Source organism: Nocardia sp. NPDC024068 (genome assembly GCF_040638875.1).
Lineage (GTDB): Bacteria > Actinomycetota > Actinomycetes > Mycobacteriales > Mycobacteriaceae > Nocardia.
Map to the genome: position 1 here is coordinate 1 of NZ_JBEZYU010000004.1, position 17,072 is coordinate 17,072.

At 69.5% G+C, this 17,072-nt stretch carries 12 protein-coding genes and 1 pseudogene; 7 read left to right on the forward strand and 6 right to left on the reverse strand.

Going from position 1 to position 17,072, the window contains the following annotated elements:
- From AB0F41_RS07115 to AB0F41_RS07130, 4 genes are all read right to left on the reverse strand, one after another.
- Window positions 1–6,173 (reverse strand): amino acid adenylation domain-containing protein (locus tag AB0F41_RS07115; protein ID WP_357421846.1); only part of this gene is annotated, 6,173 nt, incomplete at its 3' end.
- 180 nt (window positions 6,174–6,353) lie between these two features.
- Window positions 6,354–7,184 (reverse strand): ABC transporter ATP-binding protein, encoded by an 831-nt coding sequence (locus tag AB0F41_RS07120; protein ID WP_357422053.1) that lies wholly within the window; start codon window positions 7,182–7,184, stop codon window positions 6,354–6,356.
- A 54-nt stretch (window positions 7,185–7,238) separates the two neighbouring features.
- Entirely contained in the window at window positions 7,239–8,231 is a 993-nt protein-coding gene (locus tag AB0F41_RS07125; protein WP_357422054.1) for an iron chelate uptake ABC transporter family permease subunit, read from the reverse strand.
- Window positions 8,232–8,338: 107 nt separating this feature from the next.
- Window positions 8,339–9,316: an iron chelate uptake ABC transporter family permease subunit gene (locus AB0F41_RS07130; protein ID WP_357421847.1), complete on the reverse strand. Its 978-nt coding sequence runs from the start codon at window positions 9,314–9,316 to the stop codon at window positions 8,339–8,341.
- Between the two features lie 649 nt (window positions 9,317–9,965).
- On the opposite strand from AB0F41_RS07130, the gene AB0F41_RS07135 reads away from it, so the two are divergent.
- The 5 genes from AB0F41_RS07135 (at window position 9,966) to AB0F41_RS07155 (ending at window position 13,027) form a co-directional block, all read left to right on the forward strand.
- The gene (locus AB0F41_RS07135; RefSeq protein WP_357421848.1) at window positions 9,966–10,610 is read left to right on the forward strand and encodes an MspA family porin; all 645 of its coding nucleotides are present in this window, start codon (window positions 9,966–9,968) and stop codon (window positions 10,608–10,610) included.
- 66 nt (window positions 10,611–10,676) lie between these two features.
- The gene (locus tag AB0F41_RS07140; RefSeq protein WP_357421849.1) at window positions 10,677–11,339 is read left to right on the forward strand and encodes an MspA family porin; all 663 of its coding nucleotides are present in this window, start codon (window positions 10,677–10,679) and stop codon (window positions 11,337–11,339) included.
- A gap of 276 nt (window positions 11,340–11,615) precedes the next feature.
- The gene (locus tag AB0F41_RS07145; protein ID WP_357421851.1) at window positions 11,616–11,876 is read left to right on the forward strand and encodes a type II toxin-antitoxin system CcdA family antitoxin; all 261 of its coding nucleotides are present in this window, start codon (window positions 11,616–11,618) and stop codon (window positions 11,874–11,876) included.
- On the forward strand, window positions 11,876–12,310 hold the full coding sequence (locus AB0F41_RS07150) for a type II toxin-antitoxin system VapC family toxin (protein WP_357421852.1): 435 nt from the start codon (window positions 11,876–11,878) through the stop codon (window positions 12,308–12,310). Before AB0F41_RS07145 ends, AB0F41_RS07150 begins: the two co-directional genes overlap by 1 nt.
- A 174-nt stretch (window positions 12,311–12,484) precedes the next feature.
- Complete coding sequence (locus AB0F41_RS07155; RefSeq protein ID WP_357421853.1) at window positions 12,485–13,027, forward strand: YaeQ family protein; 543 nt, start codon at window positions 12,485–12,487, stop codon at window positions 13,025–13,027.
- A 9-nt stretch (window positions 13,028–13,036) separates the two neighbouring features.
- On the opposite strand, the gene AB0F41_RS07160 is transcribed toward AB0F41_RS07155, so the two are convergent.
- Entirely contained in the window at window positions 13,037–13,399 is a 363-nt protein-coding gene (locus AB0F41_RS07160; protein ID WP_357421854.1) for a metalloregulator ArsR/SmtB family transcription factor, read from the reverse strand.
- Between the two features lie 106 nt (window positions 13,400–13,505).
- Here AB0F41_RS07160 and AB0F41_RS07165 point away from each other — a divergent pair, with 106 nt between their 5' ends.
- Together AB0F41_RS07165 and AB0F41_RS07170 are read left to right on the forward strand one after the other, a co-directional pair.
- On the forward strand, window positions 13,506–15,578 hold the full coding sequence (locus AB0F41_RS07165) for a heavy metal translocating P-type ATPase (protein WP_357421855.1): 2,073 nt from the start codon (window positions 13,506–13,508) through the stop codon (window positions 15,576–15,578).
- Window positions 15,550–16,869 carry an MFS transporter gene (locus tag AB0F41_RS07170; RefSeq protein WP_357421857.1) on the forward strand — a complete coding sequence of 440 codons (1,320 nt, stop codon included), beginning with the start codon at window positions 15,550–15,552 and terminating at the stop codon, window positions 16,867–16,869. The genes AB0F41_RS07165 and AB0F41_RS07170 overlap by 29 nt, the downstream gene beginning before the upstream one ends.
- Here the strand turns inward: AB0F41_RS07170 and AB0F41_RS07175 are convergent.
- Window positions 16,810–17,037: pseudogene (locus tag AB0F41_RS07175) on the reverse strand (response regulator transcription factor); the annotation flags it as partial. The gene AB0F41_RS07170 and the pseudogene AB0F41_RS07175 overlap by 60 nt on opposite strands.
- Window positions 17,038–17,072 lie beyond the last annotated feature (35 nt).

Below are 17,072 nucleotides of genomic sequence, written 5' to 3' on the forward strand. Positions count from 1 at the left end.
CCGGCCGCCACGGTTCCGGCCGCCACGGTTCCGGCCGCCACGGTTCCGGCCGCCACGGTTCCGGCCGCCACGGTTCCGGCCGCCGCACCGGCGGCAGGCGCACCGGCGGGCGCCGGAGCCGCAGCGGGCCCCGCCTCCACCGGATACTCCGGCACCGGCAGCGCCTTGCGATCCAACTTCTCGCTGACGGTCATCGGGATCTCGTCGAGCTCCACGAATGCCGACGGAATCATGTACTCGGGCAGTACCTCTCGTACCGTGGCGCGTACTGCGTCGGCGTCCACCGCGGCACCGGCCCGCGGCCGCAGGTAGGCGACCAGCCGCTGGTCTCCGGGGATGTCCTCGCGCAGGATCACCACGGCCTGGGCGATCTCGGGCCGGCGCAGGACGGCCGATTCGATATCGCCGAGTTCGATCCGCTGCCCGCGCAGTTTCACCTGGCTGTCGGAGCGGCCCACGTATTCCAGTTCGCCGTGCGGCCCCCAGCGCACCAGATCGCCGGTACGGTACATCCGTTCGCCGCGGCCCTCGGGGTCGGCGACGAAGACATGCGAGGTGCGTTCCGGCCGGTGGATATAGCCCCGGGCCAGCTGGACACCGGTCAGGTACAGCTCCCCCACCACTCCCGCTCCCACCGGGCGCAGCGCTTCGTCGAGCACCCGCACACCCGCGCCGCCGGCCGGACGCCCGATCGGAACCGTCACGGTATCGGCATCGGTGGCGGCGTGATAGGTGATGCAGACCGCGGCCTCGGTGGGCCCGTACAGGTTGTTCACCCGGGCCCCGGTGAGTTCGGCGAATCGGCGGGCGGTGGCCGGGGGCAAGGGTTCACCACCGGTGAACACACAGCGCAGCGCGGTACAGCCGGACAGATCGCTTTCCTCGGTCATGGTGGTGAGCATGGAGGAGGTCATCTGGACCGCGCTCACCTGTTCCTCGGCCATCAGGCGCGCCTGATAGTAGGGATCGCGGTGACCGTTCGGCCGGGCCAGGACGATCCGGGCGCCCACCAGCAGCGGCAGGAAGATCTCCAGCAGCGAGGCGTCGAAGGTCGCCGGAGTGCGGTAGAGCATCGTGTCCCCGGCACCGAACCCCTGCTGTTCCTGCAACCAGGCGAAGGTGTTGACGATGGACTCGTGTGCGACCGTAACCCCCTTCGGCACACCGGTGGAGCCCGAGGTGAACAGCAGATACGCGGCATTGTCCGGACGCAGCGGCGCCCGGCGCCCGGTATCGGTGAGCGGGTCGCCCGGCAGCGCCGAGAGATCGAGGGTGTCGACCGCGACGACCGGCGCGCGGCCGGTGCCGAAACCGTCGGCGGTCCTGGTCAGCACCAGGGCCGCGGCCGCGGTGCCGAGAATGGTGTCCACCCGCTCGGAGGGCTGGGCGGGGTCCACGGGCAGGTAGACCCCGCCCGCGCGGCAGATCGCGTGCGCCGCGATCACCGATTCCGGGCTGCGCCCCATCGCGACCGCCACCGGTACCTCCGGGCCGATATCGCGCGAGATCAGCCAGCGGGCCAGCCGGTTGACCCGGGTGTGGAACTCGGCGTACGTGAGGGTGATGCCGTCGGCGGTGAGCGCCGCGGCTTCCGGGTCGATTCCGGCCACCGGACCCCAGGTGGCCAGTGTGTCACCGTGGGTGCCGGGGTGGCGGGTGGCCCGCAGCACCGTCTCGACGGTGGCGGTCGGGTCCTGGACCAGTGTGGTCAGCACGGCGCCGAGCCGTTCGGCCATCCGCTGCGCAGGTGCCCGTTCGACCGCGGCCGGATCGTGGTGCAGCATGAGCCGGAACGCCTCGCCCGGCAGCGCCGTGACGACCACCGGGAAGTGGGTGAGACTGTGCACCGCGACCCCGGCCACCCCGACCTCGTGCGAATCGTTGCCCTGCACACCGGTTTTCGGGAAGTTCTCGTATACGACGAGGCTGTCGAACAGCCGCCCGACTCCGGCGGCCCGTTCCACCGTGGCCAGCCCCAGGAAGCCCTGGTTCTGCATATCGAGTGTGGTCTGCTGGAATCCGGCGAGCTGGTCGGCGGCCGGGCGATGCGGGTCCAGGGTCATCCGGACCGGAACGGTATTGCTGAACAGGCCGACCATCCCCGCGACGCCCGGCAGATCCGCCGGCCGCCCCGACACCACGGCCCCGAACACCACATCGGTGCGGCCGAGCTGTTCGGCCAGCACCATCGACCAGGCGCCCTGCAGCAGGGTGTTCATGGTCAGCCGGTGCTCCCGCCCGAATGCCTCCAGCGCGGCGGCGGTCTCCGCGGCCACCGGCACCCGCAGCCCGACCGCGGTCGATCGGCCGCTTCCGGTGGCGACGAGACTCGGCGCCGCCAGACCGGCGAGGTAGTCGCGCCAGCGGCCGGTGGCGCCGTCGATATCGCGCCGGGCCAGCCATGCCAGATAGTCACCGTAGTAACCGGGTTCGGCGAGCTGTTCGCCGTGATACAGCGCGAGCATCTCGCGCAGCAGGATCGGCACCGACCAGCCGTCGGCCAGCAGATGGTGGGCGGTGAGCACCAGCCGGTGCACCGAATCGGTGAGCCGGATCAGCAGTGCGCGCAGCAACGGCGGATCGCCGATATCGAAGAGTTCGGCTCCGGCCCGGGTTTCCAGCGCCAGCGCTTCGGCCTCGGCCTCGGCGCGCGGCCGATCCCCCAGATCCTCGAAGCGCCAGGCCACCCGGGGCGAGGCGGGTACCACCTGGACCGGCTGATCGGCCTGCTCGTAGTGGAACGCCGCGCCCAGATTCGGATGCCGGCGCAGCACCTCGGCGAAGGCCGCTTCCCAGCGCGAGGCGTCCAGCGGCCCGGCGAGTTCGAACCGCGCGGTGAGGGTGTAGACATCGGCGGCGCCGTCGCGCAGCGCGTGGAACAGCAGGCCCTCCTGCAGCGGCGACAGCGGCAGCACATCGGCGATCGGGCCGTGCGCGGCGGTGAGCTCGTCGACCGTTCCGGACGGCAACGTGATCGATACCGAGTTCTCACGGGTCGCGACGACCCGCTCGCGCACCGGATCCGCCTGCACCGGTTCGGCCGTGGCCGCCAGATCGCCGAGGCTGCGCCGGGTGAGCAGATCCTGGGGCGCGAGGACCAGACCGCGTTCCCGCAACCGGCTGCACACGCCGATGGCGGTGATGCTGTCCCCGCCGGCACCGAAGAAATCGTCGTCGATATCGACCGCGTCGCGCCCGAGCAGTTCGGCCACCACCGCGCCGACGGTGTGCTCGGCCGCGGTCGCCGGGGCGCGGCCACCACCCGCGGACTCCACCGGATCGGGCAGGGCGGGCCGGTCCACTTTGCCGTTGACCGTCCACGGCAGTTCGCCGAGCACGGTGATACGGGACGGCACCATCGGATCGGGCACCAGTTCGGCCAGCCGGTTGCGCAGCCGGGCACCGAGATCGGCGGCCCCGTCGGCCACCTGATCCGCGGCGCCGGGCGCGGCGACCACATAGCCGATCAGGCTCGGCCGTCCCCCGAGTTCGCGGATATCCGCGGCCGCGGCGGTGACCTCCGGCAGCCCGCTCAACGCGGCCTCCACCTCACCGATTTCGATGCGGTGACCACGAATCTTGACCTGTGCGTCGGCCCGGCCGGAATAGAAGTAGCCGCTGCCGGTAACCCAGCGCGCCAGATCGCCGGTGCGGTACATCCGGGCCCCCGGCGGGCCGAACGGGTCGGGCACGAAGTTCTGGGCGCTCGCACCCGGACGGCCCAGATATCCCTGGGCGATCCCGTCACCCGCGAGATACAACTCCCCGGTCTGTCCGTCGGCGACCACCTGTAAACCGTTGTCCAGCAGATACGCCCGCACCCCGGGCAGCGGCAGGCCGATATGCGGATCGTCGCCGCGTACGGCGGCACCGACGGCGTCGACGGTGGCCTCCGTCGGGCCGTACAGGTTGACCGCGGTGATACCGGCCCGCTGCACACCCCGCCACAGGTCCGGCGGGCACGCCTCGCCGCCGAGTACCAGCAGGCGCGGCGCCACCTCCGTCAGGCCGTGCGCGAACAGCGCGGACGCCAAGGTCGGGGTGCCGTCCACGACCTCGATACCGTCGGCCACGAACGCCGCGATCAGCGCGGCGGGGTCGCGCCGGACAGTGCTGTCGTACAGGTGGATCCGGTGGCCGTCGAGCAGCCACAGCAGCGGGTCGAGTGCGGCGTCGAAGGCGAACGAGGTGGTGTGCGCGACCGCCAGCCGCCGGCCCCCGGCCCGTTCGACCGCCTCGGCGTAGAGACCACCGCGATGTCCGGCGACCAGCTGCGCTAGCGCGGTGTGGTCGATCACCACGCCCTTGGGTGTGCCGGTCGAGCCCGAGGTGTAGAGCACGTAGGCCGGATGATCGCCACGCACGGCCCCGGTTTCGGACGTGGTGAGCGGACCGTCCGGATATTCCCGTACCGCCGCACGCACCGACTCGTCGTCCACCGCGACCACCTGCCCGGGGAAATGCCCGGCCGATTCACCGTCGGTGACGATCAGTACCGGTGCGGCATCGGCGACCATCGTCAGCAGGCGCGGCACCGGATGTTCCGGATCCAGCGGCAGATAGGTCCCGCCCGCGCGCCATACCGCCAGCAGCGCGATCACGAGATCGGCGGTCCGGGGCAACGCGACACCCACGAGATCACCCGCGCGCACACCGCGGTCGCGCAGATAGCGCGTCAGGCGAGCAACCCGGGCCCCGAGTTCGCCGCCGGTGTAGCGCTCGGTTCCCGCCACCAGGACCGTCTCTCCGGCGTAGCCGCGCACCATCCGGTCCAGGGCCGCGGGCACCAGTTCGGTCCCCGCGGCGGCCGCCGGGCCGGTGCGGGCGGTCAGCAATCCGGCCCGTTCCTCCCGGTCGAGCAGTTCCAGTGCCCCGACCGGCACCTTGTCCAGTTCGGTGAACGCCTCGATCACCCGGACCAGACCCGCCACCCGGCGGTAGGCGATCTCCGGTTCGTTGGTGCGGGCGTCGCATTCGAAATTCAGCAGCACCGATTTATCGGGCAGCGGGGTCACCACCAGGCCCAGGTCTTCCGGCGGACCGCCGGCCACATTGCGCAGGACGCCCCTGGCCCCGTCGAAGTCGAGCGCGAAATCGAAAACCTTCAGGTTGATCCCGATTCCGTGCAGTAGTTCACCGGCTCCGAAACCGCGCAGGTCGCGAGCCAGGTCGGCGCCGCTGTAGCGCTGGTGCCGGCGCATCTCACGCAACGTTTCGGCCACGCGGACACCGAGTTCGCCGACCGTTTCGTGCGCGTGCACGGCCAGCCGCAGCGGCAGCACGTTCACCGCCATCGACGGTGTGCTCAGCGCGACCCGGCCGACCCGGCCCATCATCAGCATCGACAGCACCACATCGGAGGTGCCCAGCAGTCGCTGTAGGTACGCCGCGTAGCAGGCGATGAGCCCGTCCGCCCAGGTGATCCGATAGCGCTCGGTGCAGGCACGCAACTTGTCCAGGGTGGCGACCGGCAGGATCGCCTCGGCGCGAATGGTGCGTTCCACCGCGCCGCCCAGCGCGGTCCCGCGGCCGTCGAGCGAGGGTGCGGGACTGAGCTGGTCGCGCCAGTACCGCTGATCATCGGCGAACTGGTCGCTGTCGCGGTAGGTCTGCTCGTCGGCGACCAGCGCCGCGATGGTCCCGAAGGTCGCCTTCGGCGGTTCGGTATCGCGCCGCAGCGCGGTGTAGTGCGCGGCCACCCGGCGCGAGAGCAGCGCGGCGCTGTAGCCGTCGACGATCAGGTGGTGGTAGAGCTGGACGCACCACACCTCACGTTCGGAGAGCCGGATCAGGGTGTAGTTGTAGAGCCGCCGGTCGACCATGCCCCGGCACCGCTGGGCGGCCTGGTGGCGCTCGAGTGCCACCGCTTCGTGGGCGAGCGACAGCGGTTCGGCCGCACCGCGCAGATCGATCATCGGCTGCAGGACGGCCGGTTCGTCGCTGACGAATTGCCGTGGACCGGCGTCGGTATCGCGGAAGCGCAGGCGCATGTTCTCTGCTTCGGCGACGGTCAGCCTGATCGCCTCGGCCAGCAGGCCCACATCGATCGGATCCTCGCCGGTGATCTCGAGGACCTCCCCCACCAGGTAGCGGCCGGATTCCGGATCGAACTGCTGCGCATTCCAAATTCCCAGCTGGGGGCCGGTGAGCGGTAATCCGGGACCGCTGACCATCGAGGCATTCTGCACTGCCGCCGACACGGCAACTCCCTTCGCTGTGAACCACTCTCGCCTGCCCTGCCGACCCCCTCACGACCCGGCAACGGGACACACGACCACAGTTGAGGTTAGCCTAACCTTTACTAAAGTAAACACCTTTCGCGAATTAGTCCTTAAGGCGCCAGGCCCGGCCGGTCAGCTCACGCGGACCGCTTTCGCGGCCAGCGGAACCACCAGCGGCGCCCCCGTTTCCGGGTCCTCGATCACCCGGCATCCCAGGTCGAAGACCTTCTGGACCAATTCCGCGGTGACGATGTCGCGGGGCGCTCCGGTGGCGACCACGGCGCCGTCGCGCATGGCGATCAAGTGATCGGCGTAACGGAACGCGTGGTTCAGATCATGCAGAACCGCCACCACGGTCCGGCCGGTTTCGCGGTTCAGATCCCGGCACAGGTCCAGCAGCTGGATCTGATGAGCGATATCGAGGAAGGTGGTGGGCTCGTCCAGCAGCACGATCGGGGTCTCCTGGGCGAGCACCATGGCGATCCACACCCGTTGCCGCTGCCCGCCGGACAGCTCGTCCACCAGCCGCCCGGACAACTCGTCCACCCCGGTGGCCGTCATGGCTGCGGCCACGGCCTCCTCGTCCGCATGGGACCACTGCCGGATCAGCGACTGGTGCGGATACCGGCCGCGGGCGACCAGATCGGCGACCCGGATACCCTCCGGCGCGGTCGAGGTCTGCGGCAGCAGGCCGATCCGCCGGGCCACCTCCTTGGCCGGGTAGGAACCGATCTGCTTACCGTCGAGCAGTACCGCACCCGATTCGGGAGCGAGCAGCCGCGACAGTGCGCGCAGCAGGGTGGACTTCCCGCAGGCGTTCGGCCCGATGATGACCGTGAATGTCCCATCTGGGACATCGACGGTGAGTTCTTCGCTGATGACCCGGTTGCGGTAGCCGAGCCGTAGCCGGTCGGCGCGCAGCCGAGCCGCCGGGCCGGTTTCCGCGCCCGGCTCGCCCGCCACGGTGTCGTGCCCGACCGGCCCGCCGTCGGCAACTTGCTTTTCCACGATGATTCCTCAGTTCTTCCGAGCCTCGACCACCAGCAGGTAGGCCAGATACGCCCCGCCGACCGACGCGGTCACCACCCCGACCGGCACCGTGGTCGGCGCGAAGGCACGCCGCGAGATCCAGTCGGAGAGCACCAGCAGCAGCGCACCCATCGCCGCCGCCGGCAGCAGCGCCGTCGTCGGCGTCCGCGCCAGCCGGCGACCCAGCTGCGGCGCCGCCAGCGCGACGAAGGCGATCGGCCCGGCCACGGCCGTCCCGACGGCGGTGAACGCGACACTCAGCACGATCAGCAGCAGCCGCGCCCGGCTCGCGCGGATTCCGAGCGCCTGAGCCGTATCGTCGCCCAGTTCCATGATCTGCAATCGATAGGACGCCGGAACCACCGCCAGCGCCAGCAGAGCCAGCACGATCAGTGCCGGGGTGATCTCCGGCCAGGTCAGGCCGTCCAGGGTGCCCACCCCCCAGGCGGCCGCCGACATCGCCTCGTCGAGATCGGCCCGCAGGATCAGCCAGGTGTTGACCGCGCCCAGCATGGCCGAGAGACCGATACCGACGATGATCAGCCGGAATCCCTTGACGTTCTGCCGGAACGCGAGCACGAAGATCGCCAGCGCGGTGAGCAGCCCGCCACCGATCGCACCGGCCGCCGTCGCGTAGTAGCCGCCCCCGGCCAGGATGACCAGGAGCGCACCGGTGTAGGCGCCGGAGTTGAACCCGACGATATCCGGGCTGCCCAGCGGATTGCGGGTCACCGATTGCAGGATCGCGCCGCTGAGCCCGAGCGCGGCGCCGAGGACCAGCGCCATCACCACCCGGGGCGCCCGCCATTCCCAGATGACCAGATCGTCGCTGCCGACCCCGGCGCCGAACAGCGCCCGCAGCACGCGGTCGGGCGGGATCACGAAATCACCCGTACTCAGCGCCAGTACCGCCACCACACCGGCCGCGAGCAGCAGCACCGCCGACACCGCCACGCCGCGCACCCCGAACCGGGCGGTCATACCCCGCGTGCGCACGACGCGGACGGTCCGGCCGAAATCGATGGCCGACGCCCGGCCCAGGCGCGGCGTCTTTCCCGGCGCGGTTCCGGGCGCCTCGGACGAGGTCGTCACGACTGCCTCAATTCCGTACGGCGGGCGAGCCAGATGAGCACCGGCGCGCCCAGGAACGCCGTCACCACACCGGCCGCCAATTCGTCCGGCGGGATGGCGATTCTGCCCACCACATCCGCCACCAGAACCAGCGTCGGAGCCAGGACCAGCGAATACGCCACGATCCAGCGGTGATCCGGACCCACGATCCAGCGGGCGATATGCGGAACCGCCAGCCCGACGAAGGTGATGGGCCCGACCGCGGCGGTGGCGGTACCGCACAGCAGGATCAGCGCCAGCGCGGTGCACACCCGGGTGCGCGTCACATTTACGCCGAGCGCCCGGGCGAGGTCGTCACCGAGGGCCACGGCGTTGAGCGACCGGGCGGCGATCGCGGCGAGGATCATCCCGGCGACGATGAAGGGCGCCGCCCCGGCGATGACGTCGTAACCCCGCCCGGTGAGCGCGCCCGCGTCCCACTGCCGCATCTTGTCGAAGGCGACGGAGTTCAACAGGATCAGCCCCTTGGTGACGCCGGTGAGCACCGCGGTGACCGCGACACCCGCGAGCGTGAGCCGGATCGGATCGGTACCGCCGCGGCCCACGGTGCCCAACCGGAACACCACCACCGACACTACTGCGGCACCGGCGAATCCGAACCAGACGTACTCGCCGATACTGTCGACGCCGAGGTACGCGACGGCCACCGCGATGGCGAACGCGGCGCCGGCGTTGACCCCCAGCAGACCGGGATCCGCCAGTGGGTTCCGGGTCAGTCCCTGCATCAGACAGCCCGCGACGCCGAGGGCGGTTCCCGCCAGAAGGCCGAGGATTGTACGCGGCAGCCGGTACTCACTGACGATCAGGTCGTCCGGAGACCCGTCCGGCTGCCAGAGCGCGTCCAGCAGATCGGTGACGGGAATATTCTTCGTGCCGATCGCAATACTGAGCGCGCAGGCCGAAATGAGACAGACTGCGGCAAGCAACCACCCCATCCACCTGCGAAAGGACGCTCGCGTGTGATATTCATAGGACGAACCGGCGGTCATGAGACGGTGCCGCACCTACTGCGCATCTGACCTGCCCCTTCCGGTATCTATGACATAAGTCACGGTGGTAACTCACAAAATTAGTTACCAACCCTTTATAGTGAGCGCAGGCTAACCTAACTGTGACCAGGCTAGCAACAGACTGTGCCGACAACCGCTCCCGCGGCAGTCGCGGCAGGAAGCCGGCCCCCCAGGGGACGCGCGACCGGCCACCGACCGTACGGGACACGAGCAAGAGGTGATGGGATGCGTACACCGGTTCCGCTGAATCCTGGTAGCGCATATTCCCTTTCCCCTCTCCTGCGCACGGGCGGCGCATATCTCCGGCCGGAACCGGCCGGGCTGCAAGAAGATCGACAGGGATGAGGGATTCATGAAGCAGCATTTCGTCACCTGATCGCCCAGGACGACGATCTGACACCACCGGTGGATTCTCCGCCCACCGGATTTCACCTGCGATTGGGCAGATAACCCCGTAGAGCCGAACGTGATTCGTCACGTGGCGCTGCCGGGGCGTATTCCGCTGCCGTTTTCGCCGGATATCGGCGCTACAGCCATGCCCGGCGGCAATCCGCAAAACAATGAGGGACACACGATGAATATCAAGTCGATTGCTGCCACCGCGGCGATGACGGCGGCCGTTCTCGGCGTTGCCGGTGGTACCGCGAACGCCGACACCTTCGTTCCGCTGCCCGGGGGTGAGAAGCTCGGCCCCGGCGTGAAACTGAGCCGCGTGAACGAGAGCGCGCTCATCTCGCCGTCGCTGTCGGCCAACGGAGCGGGCCGGACCGCCTGGCTCACCGGCCAGGTCTACGCCGACGTCACGGAGACCCCGGAGGGCACCCCCGGCCCCTGGAAGGGCCCGACCAACGCCCCGGGTACGAACAACTCCTCCACCCACGGCACTTCGCGGGTGAGCGCCGGCTACATCGTGGGTTGCCAGGTCAGCATCGGCGACGACGCCATCTCCGCCGGCGCCTCCGTCAGTGTCAACTCCAGCGGCGGCGGCATCAGCGGATCGGTCGGCCTGAAACTCGGCCCGGGTGAGGTCAAATTCGTCCACGTCGAAGGTGTCGATATCCCGAAGCCCGGTGTCTACTGGGTCGACTACAAGGATGTCGAAATGACCATCGAGGGCTGCGCCGGATACGCGCAGGCCCGTTCCTACGCCGTCGTCGAAATCATCGGTGACCACTATTCGAAGACCACCCTGTACGGAGCTCCGTTCAGCATCGGCTGACGCACGTCGTATCTGGTCGATCAAATCCGTCGCTGAACGGAATTCTCTTCCGAGAGGGAAATAGCAATGTCTGTTATCAAGAAGAGCGCGGTGCGCGCCGCGAGCCTCGCCGCCGCGACCGCCGCCACCATCGGCCTGTTCTCGGCCGGCGCGGCCGACGCCGATACCTTCATCCCGCTGCCCGGGGCCGAACTGCACCACACCCTGCCCAACGGGCTGCAGGTCACCGCCCGCATCGCCAACGAGTCGGCGCTGATCAACCCCTCGATGGGTTCGACCCCGCTGCACCGCAACACCTGGGTGTCGGGTAGCGCGCAGATCGAGGTGCACGGCAGCCACAAGGGCACCAAGATCACCCCCGGCTACACCGTGGGCTGCCAGGTCGATATCAGCGGTGGCAGCACCACCAACGGACTCGGCGCCAGCGTCGCGGGCGAGAAGGTCACCGGTAACGCCAGCACCGGCGGCAACCTGACCCTCGGCCCCGGCCAGGCCACCTCGTTCCTGCTGCTCGATATCGAGAAGCCGGATGTCTACGGCAACGAGGGCCACCAGTTCGCCACCAAGTTCACCGGCCAGAGCGGCTCGGTGACCTGGTCCGACTCCACGATCGGCCTCAACGGCTGCGCCGGCTACGCGCAGGCCCGGTCCTTCGTCCGGGTCGAGGTCGCCACCGATCAGGGCACCTCCGAGTTCCGCGTCTGGGGCCAGCCCTTCAGCCTCGGCTGATCGCGGGACCCCGCGCGACAGTTGACGCACGGGAGGCCCCGGCCCATGACTTGGGTTCACGCGGTCGTCGCAATCCTCTCGATATGAGAGGTTGCGGCGACCGTGTCGTTTTCCGAGGATGTTGCCCGGTTCGGCGCGATCCCGAACCGCGGCGCTCGGGCCGATCGCCCCACGGCCAGCGACCTCAGTAGTGCCCGCCACCGATCGAGCCGTATTGCCGGAGGCTGGGTCCCGCGGGGCGAACCTGTTTGCCCGACGGCAGAGTAAGATGGTTGTATGGCCAAACGTAAGATAACAGTGACCATCGATGAAGAGGTCTTGGCCAAGGCACGTCAACTGGGTGACGCGCACTTGTCCACCGTAGTGAATGCGGCTCTCGTCGAGCACGTGGATCGGATGGTGCGACGAGACGCGCTTCGTGATCTGCTCGAGGGCTGGGAGCGGTCCGTCGGCCCGGTCGGGGACGACGATGCGAGTGATGCGGCTGCCGCCTTCGACGAGCTCGAGGGTATCGGGTACGGACGCGAGATCGCCTGATGCTGCCGGTAGTCCTCGATTCCGCCGGTCTCTCCGCGGCCGCCGAGCCGAAGCCGCCGAAACGGGTGCAGGCACTCCTCGCGGAGGCGTACCGCCGCGGAAGTGAGGTTTTGGTACCGGCCGTTGTCTGCGCCGAGGTGTGCCGTGGCGTCGCCCGCACGCGGCAGGTCGAGACGCTGGTTGCCCGCACGCTACGCGACGCCGCGGCGCATCGGCCGGTGCGGATAGTACCCACCGATTTCGATGTCGCCCGTCAGGTCGGTGCGATTCTCAACGGCGCGAAGGCAGGCAGCCGGTATCTGGCGGATGCGCATGTGGTCGCGGTGTGCGCCCAGTTCGGTGGTGGCCTGGTGATCACGTCGGATCCCGACGACATCATGCATCTCGCGACAGCGGTGCCGGCTGCCCGGATTATCACCCGCAGCCCGGACTGACACGTGAGCATGGTCGTGCGGCGCCGGCAGCAGGCTCGAGAGATCGCTGATCAGGAAAACCCAGGTCGCGCCACTCGATTGGCCGGGAGTTCCGCGCTCATGTGACGGCGATGCATGACGGTTGAGCTGATGCAGCGGGGAGTAGCGGCGGGCGCGGGTTAGGCTTGCCGTCCTATGGCTATCGGCGCGACTGTGCACACCTTCACCCTGAACCTCTCCGATATCGATCGCGGGGTGTACGAGGAGTTCGACCTCCGGCTGGCCCGCCACCCCTCCGAAACGGCCGAATTCCTGATCACGCGTCTGCTGGCCTACTGCCTCGAATACGAGGAGGGCATCACGTTCAGCGATGGCGGCGTGTCCTCCACCGGGGAACCCGCGGTGCTGGTCCGCGATCTCACCGGCCGGATCACCGCCTGGATCGAGGTGGGCGCCCCCGACGCCGACCGGGTGCATCGCGGTAGCAAACTCGCCGGCCGGGTCGCCGTCTACACCCACCGCGACCCGGCCAAGGTGCTGGCCCCGCTCAGCGGTAAGCGCATCCACCACGCGGAGACGATCCCGCTGCGCGCCTTCGACCGGGCGTTCATCGAGGCGGCCGCCGCGACCCTGGAACGCCGCAACACCGCCGGCGTCTCGATCACCGAGGGCCAACTGTACCTGGAGATCAACGGCACCACACTGAGTACACCGGTCGTGGAAACCCTGCTCGGGTAGGGGCCGCGTTCAGCCGGTGGCCCCGGACCCGTCCGAGAGCCCGAGCCTGAGGTGTTCGCTGTGGTAGACGGCCTCGTCCAGTAGCTGCGCGACGTGGTCGTCGTAGAGCCGGTAGACGATGGATCGCCCGGTGCGGACTCCGACGACGAGCCCCAGATTACGCAGCAGCCGCAGCTGATGTGAGACCGCCGACTGCTCCATACCGATCGCCGCGGCCAGTTCGCTCACCGGGCAGGGGCCCTGCCGCAACTCGGTGAGGATCAGCAGCCGACTCGGCGTGGCCAGGGCCTGCAGGGTATTCGCGACATGGGCCGCGGCGTCGGCGTCCAGCCGCGGGGCCGGGCGATCGCGCCCCTCGACTCCGTGTCCCATGCTCCGGAAGCTTACTCGGCCGGATACATCATATACATGAAGACATGTTCATTCTTTCTGATATTGTCGCCGGGTCCCACCCCCTCGCTCTCCGGAGGTGACCCCGTTGGTCGCACCGACCCACGCCCCGAGCCCCGCCCCGGCGCCGCCGGTTCGCCGCACGGCCCTGTTCGAACTGCCGGAAGTCCGTTGGGCGGCCGTCGCATTCGGCCTGTTCGTCATCGGACTGGCGGCGCAGCTCACCGGCGCCCCGTCTTGGACCTGGTGGGTCCTGTACCTGGGGTGCTACGCGGCCGGCGGGCGGGAACCCGCGCTCACCGGGCTGCGGGCGTTGCGGCACGGCACCCTCGACGTCGATCTGCTCATGGTGGCGGCGGCCCTCGGCGCGGCCGCGATCGGCCAGATCACCGACGGCGCACTGCTGATCGTCATCTTCGCCGGCTCCGGCGCCCTCGAAGCCCTGGCGACCGCCCGGACCGAGGATTCGGTGCGCGGGCTGCTCGACCTCGCCCCCGATACCGCCACCCGGGTCCTGCCCGACGACAGCGAGGAAACGGTCCGGGCCGCCGAACTGCGGGTCGGGGATATCCTCGCGGTCCGGCCGGGCGAGCGGATCGCCGCCGACGCGACGGTGATCTCGGGTGCGAGCGAGGTCGATCAGGCCACCATCACCGGTGAACCGCTGCCGGTCGACCGGACGGCCGGCGACGAGGTCTTCGCGGGAACGGTGAACGGCACCGGCGCGCTGCGTATCCGGGTCACGCGGCGCGCCGGCGATTCGGTGGTCGCCCGGATCGCGACGCTGGTCGAGGAGGCCGTCCGCACCAAGGCCGGCACCCAGCGGTTCATCGAGAAGATCGAGCAACGCTATTCGCTGGTGATGGTGGCGGCCACGCTCGCGGTATTCGCGCTACCGCTGCTGTTCGGCGACCCGCTGCGGCAGGCACTCCTGCGGGCCATGACCTTCATGATCGTCGCCTCACCCTGCGCGGTGGTCCTGTCGACCATGCCGCCGCTGCTGGCCGCCCTCGCCAACGCCGGGCGCCACGGTGTCCTGGTGAAATCGGCCGTGGCGATGGAACGGCTCGGTGCCACCACGCGAATCGTGTTCGACAAAACCGGCACCCTGACACGGGGAACACCGGAGGTCGCCGAGATCTGCTGCCTCGACGCCGAGATCAGCGAAGACGCTCTGCTCCGATCGGCCGGCGGCGCCGAACTCCCCAGCGAGCACCCCCTCGCGGCGGCGATCGTGCGGGCCGCACGGACCCGCCACTCGCGGCTGCCGGTCGCCGCCGAATTCACGGCACATCCGGGCCGCGGTGTCACGGCGCGGGTGGACGGCCGCAGCGTCGGCGTCTTCTCCCCCGGCGCTCTCTTCGGCACGGCCCTCGACGAATCCACCGCGGCGGCCGTCCGGCACTTCCAGGAACGCGGCCACACCGCCGTCGTGGTCACCTACGAGGAGCGCCCCGTCGGCGTCCTCGCCCTCACCGACCGCCTCCGCCCGGAAGCACCGGCCGCGGTCACCGCCGCCACGCGGCTCACCGGTATCCCGCCTGCGATCCTCACCGGAGACAACCGGGCCGCGACCGAACTGATCGCCGCCCAGGCCGGTATCACCGATATCCAGGCCGGGCTCCTACCCGCCGGCAAGGTGGCGGCGGTCCGGCGCCTGGAAGCCGACGGCGACCGAATCGCCCTGGTCGGCGACGGTATCAACGACGCCCCCGCGCTCGCCGCCGCGTATACCGGTATCGCGATGGGCGGTATCGGCGCCGACCTCACTCTGCGCACCGCCGATGCGATCGTGGTCCGCGACGATCTCCGGACGGTGCCCGCCGTGATCGCCCTCGCCCGCCGGGCCCGGCGGGTGGTGCTCGCCAATCTGGCCATCGCCGCCGGTTTCATCGCCGTACTCGTCGTCTGGGACCTGGTCGGTACCCTGCCGCTGCCGCTGGGAGTGGCGGGGCACGAGGGTTCCACGGTGATCGTGGCGCTCAACGGGTTACGCCTGCTGCGCAATTCCGCTTGGGAACGCGCAGTGGATCCGGGCGCACCCCGGTCACCGTTCCGTCGCGGATACCCATCACGAACCGTCCTGACCGGCCCGCGCAGCGAGGTGGCGGGTACTACTGCACGATCGGGTGATGCGCACCGGCACAAACGATTCGGGTGATGCACCTGCGGTGGCCCGTCAGGATCGGCTCACCGGGCTACCCGGCGAGTTCCAGCGGGTCTGGGCCGCGTTCACCATGAACCAGTTCGGCAGCGCGCTCGGTGCGGGCGCACTGCCGCTGGCCGCGATTCTCCTTCTCGAATCGTCCGATCTGCAGGTCACGCTGTTGTCGGCGGTATCGGGCGTGGCCGCGGCCGCCCTCGCGCTGCCGCTCGGCTCGTTCATCGAGCGACGACGCAAACGTGGGGTCATGGTTTGCGCGGACCTCGCGGCGTGTACGGCGCTGGCCGGTATTCCGGTCGCTGCCGCGTTGGGGGTCCTGACCTATGTCCAGCTGTGCGTGGCGGCCACCGTGCAAACGGTATGTGCCATCGTGTTCCATGCCGCCAACGACGCCTATCTGAAAGCCCTTGTGCCCGAAGCGCAGCGAATCCGGGCCAATGGGCGGATGGAGACATCCCTGTGGACCGGGATCACCATCGGCACACCGGTCGGCGGGGCGCTGGTCTCGGCGTTCGGTCTCACGGTGACCCTGGCGGCCGATGCCGCGAGCCATTTACTCTCGGCCCTGACGATTCGCGGGACCGGAGTCCCCGAACCGCCCCCGGCGCGCAGACCCCGAACAGGCCGGGTCCTGTCGGAGGTCCACACCGGCTGGGTCCATATCTTCCGCGACCCGGTCCTGCACCGGCTGTTCTGGAACGGCATGGTTTTCGGCGGGTGCGTCACACTGGTCTCACCGCTGCTGGCCCTGCTCATGCTCCGCGAACTCGGCTTCGCCCCCTGGCAGTACGGGCTCGCCCTCGGGGTGGCGGGGGCGGGCGGCCTCCTCGGCGCACTCTGCGCTCCGAAGCTGGCCGGCCTGTTCGGCGCCAGAACGATCCTGCTCGGATTCGGCACCTTGCGAACCTGCTGGCTCGGCACCCTTTACCTGGCAAGTCCAGGCACCTTTGGTCTGGCTCTCATCATTGTCGGCGAAACTCTTCTTCTCTTCTGCGCCGGGGTGTTCAATCCGATTTTCGCCACCTACCGGATGAATCGCACCGCCGACGGCTACCTGGCCCGGGTGCGCACCACCTGGTCGGTCAGCGCGAAATGCTTCCAGCCCGCCTTCATCGCGCTCGGCGGCGTTCTCGCGGCCGCCGTCGGTGTGCGCGCGGCCATCGGAGCCGCCGCCGTTGTCCTGCTCGCCAGTTCGGTGCTGCTGCCGTGGCGGGCGGGCGATACGGGATCAGGGTTCGATGAGACCCGCGCGGATCGCGTAGCGGGTGAGGGCGAGCCGGTCACGTAATCCCAGTTTCTGCAGCACATTCGCACGGTGGCGGTCCACCGTTTTCACGCTGATGAACAGATCGGTCGCGATCTCCCGGGAGGAGTAACCCTCGGCGACCAGTTTCACGATCTCCTCTTCCCGGGGCGTGAGCAGGGTTTGCGGCAGGGGCTCGCCCTGATCGGCGCGCGGGTCACCGGATCACCTTCTGGCAGTTCACCCGG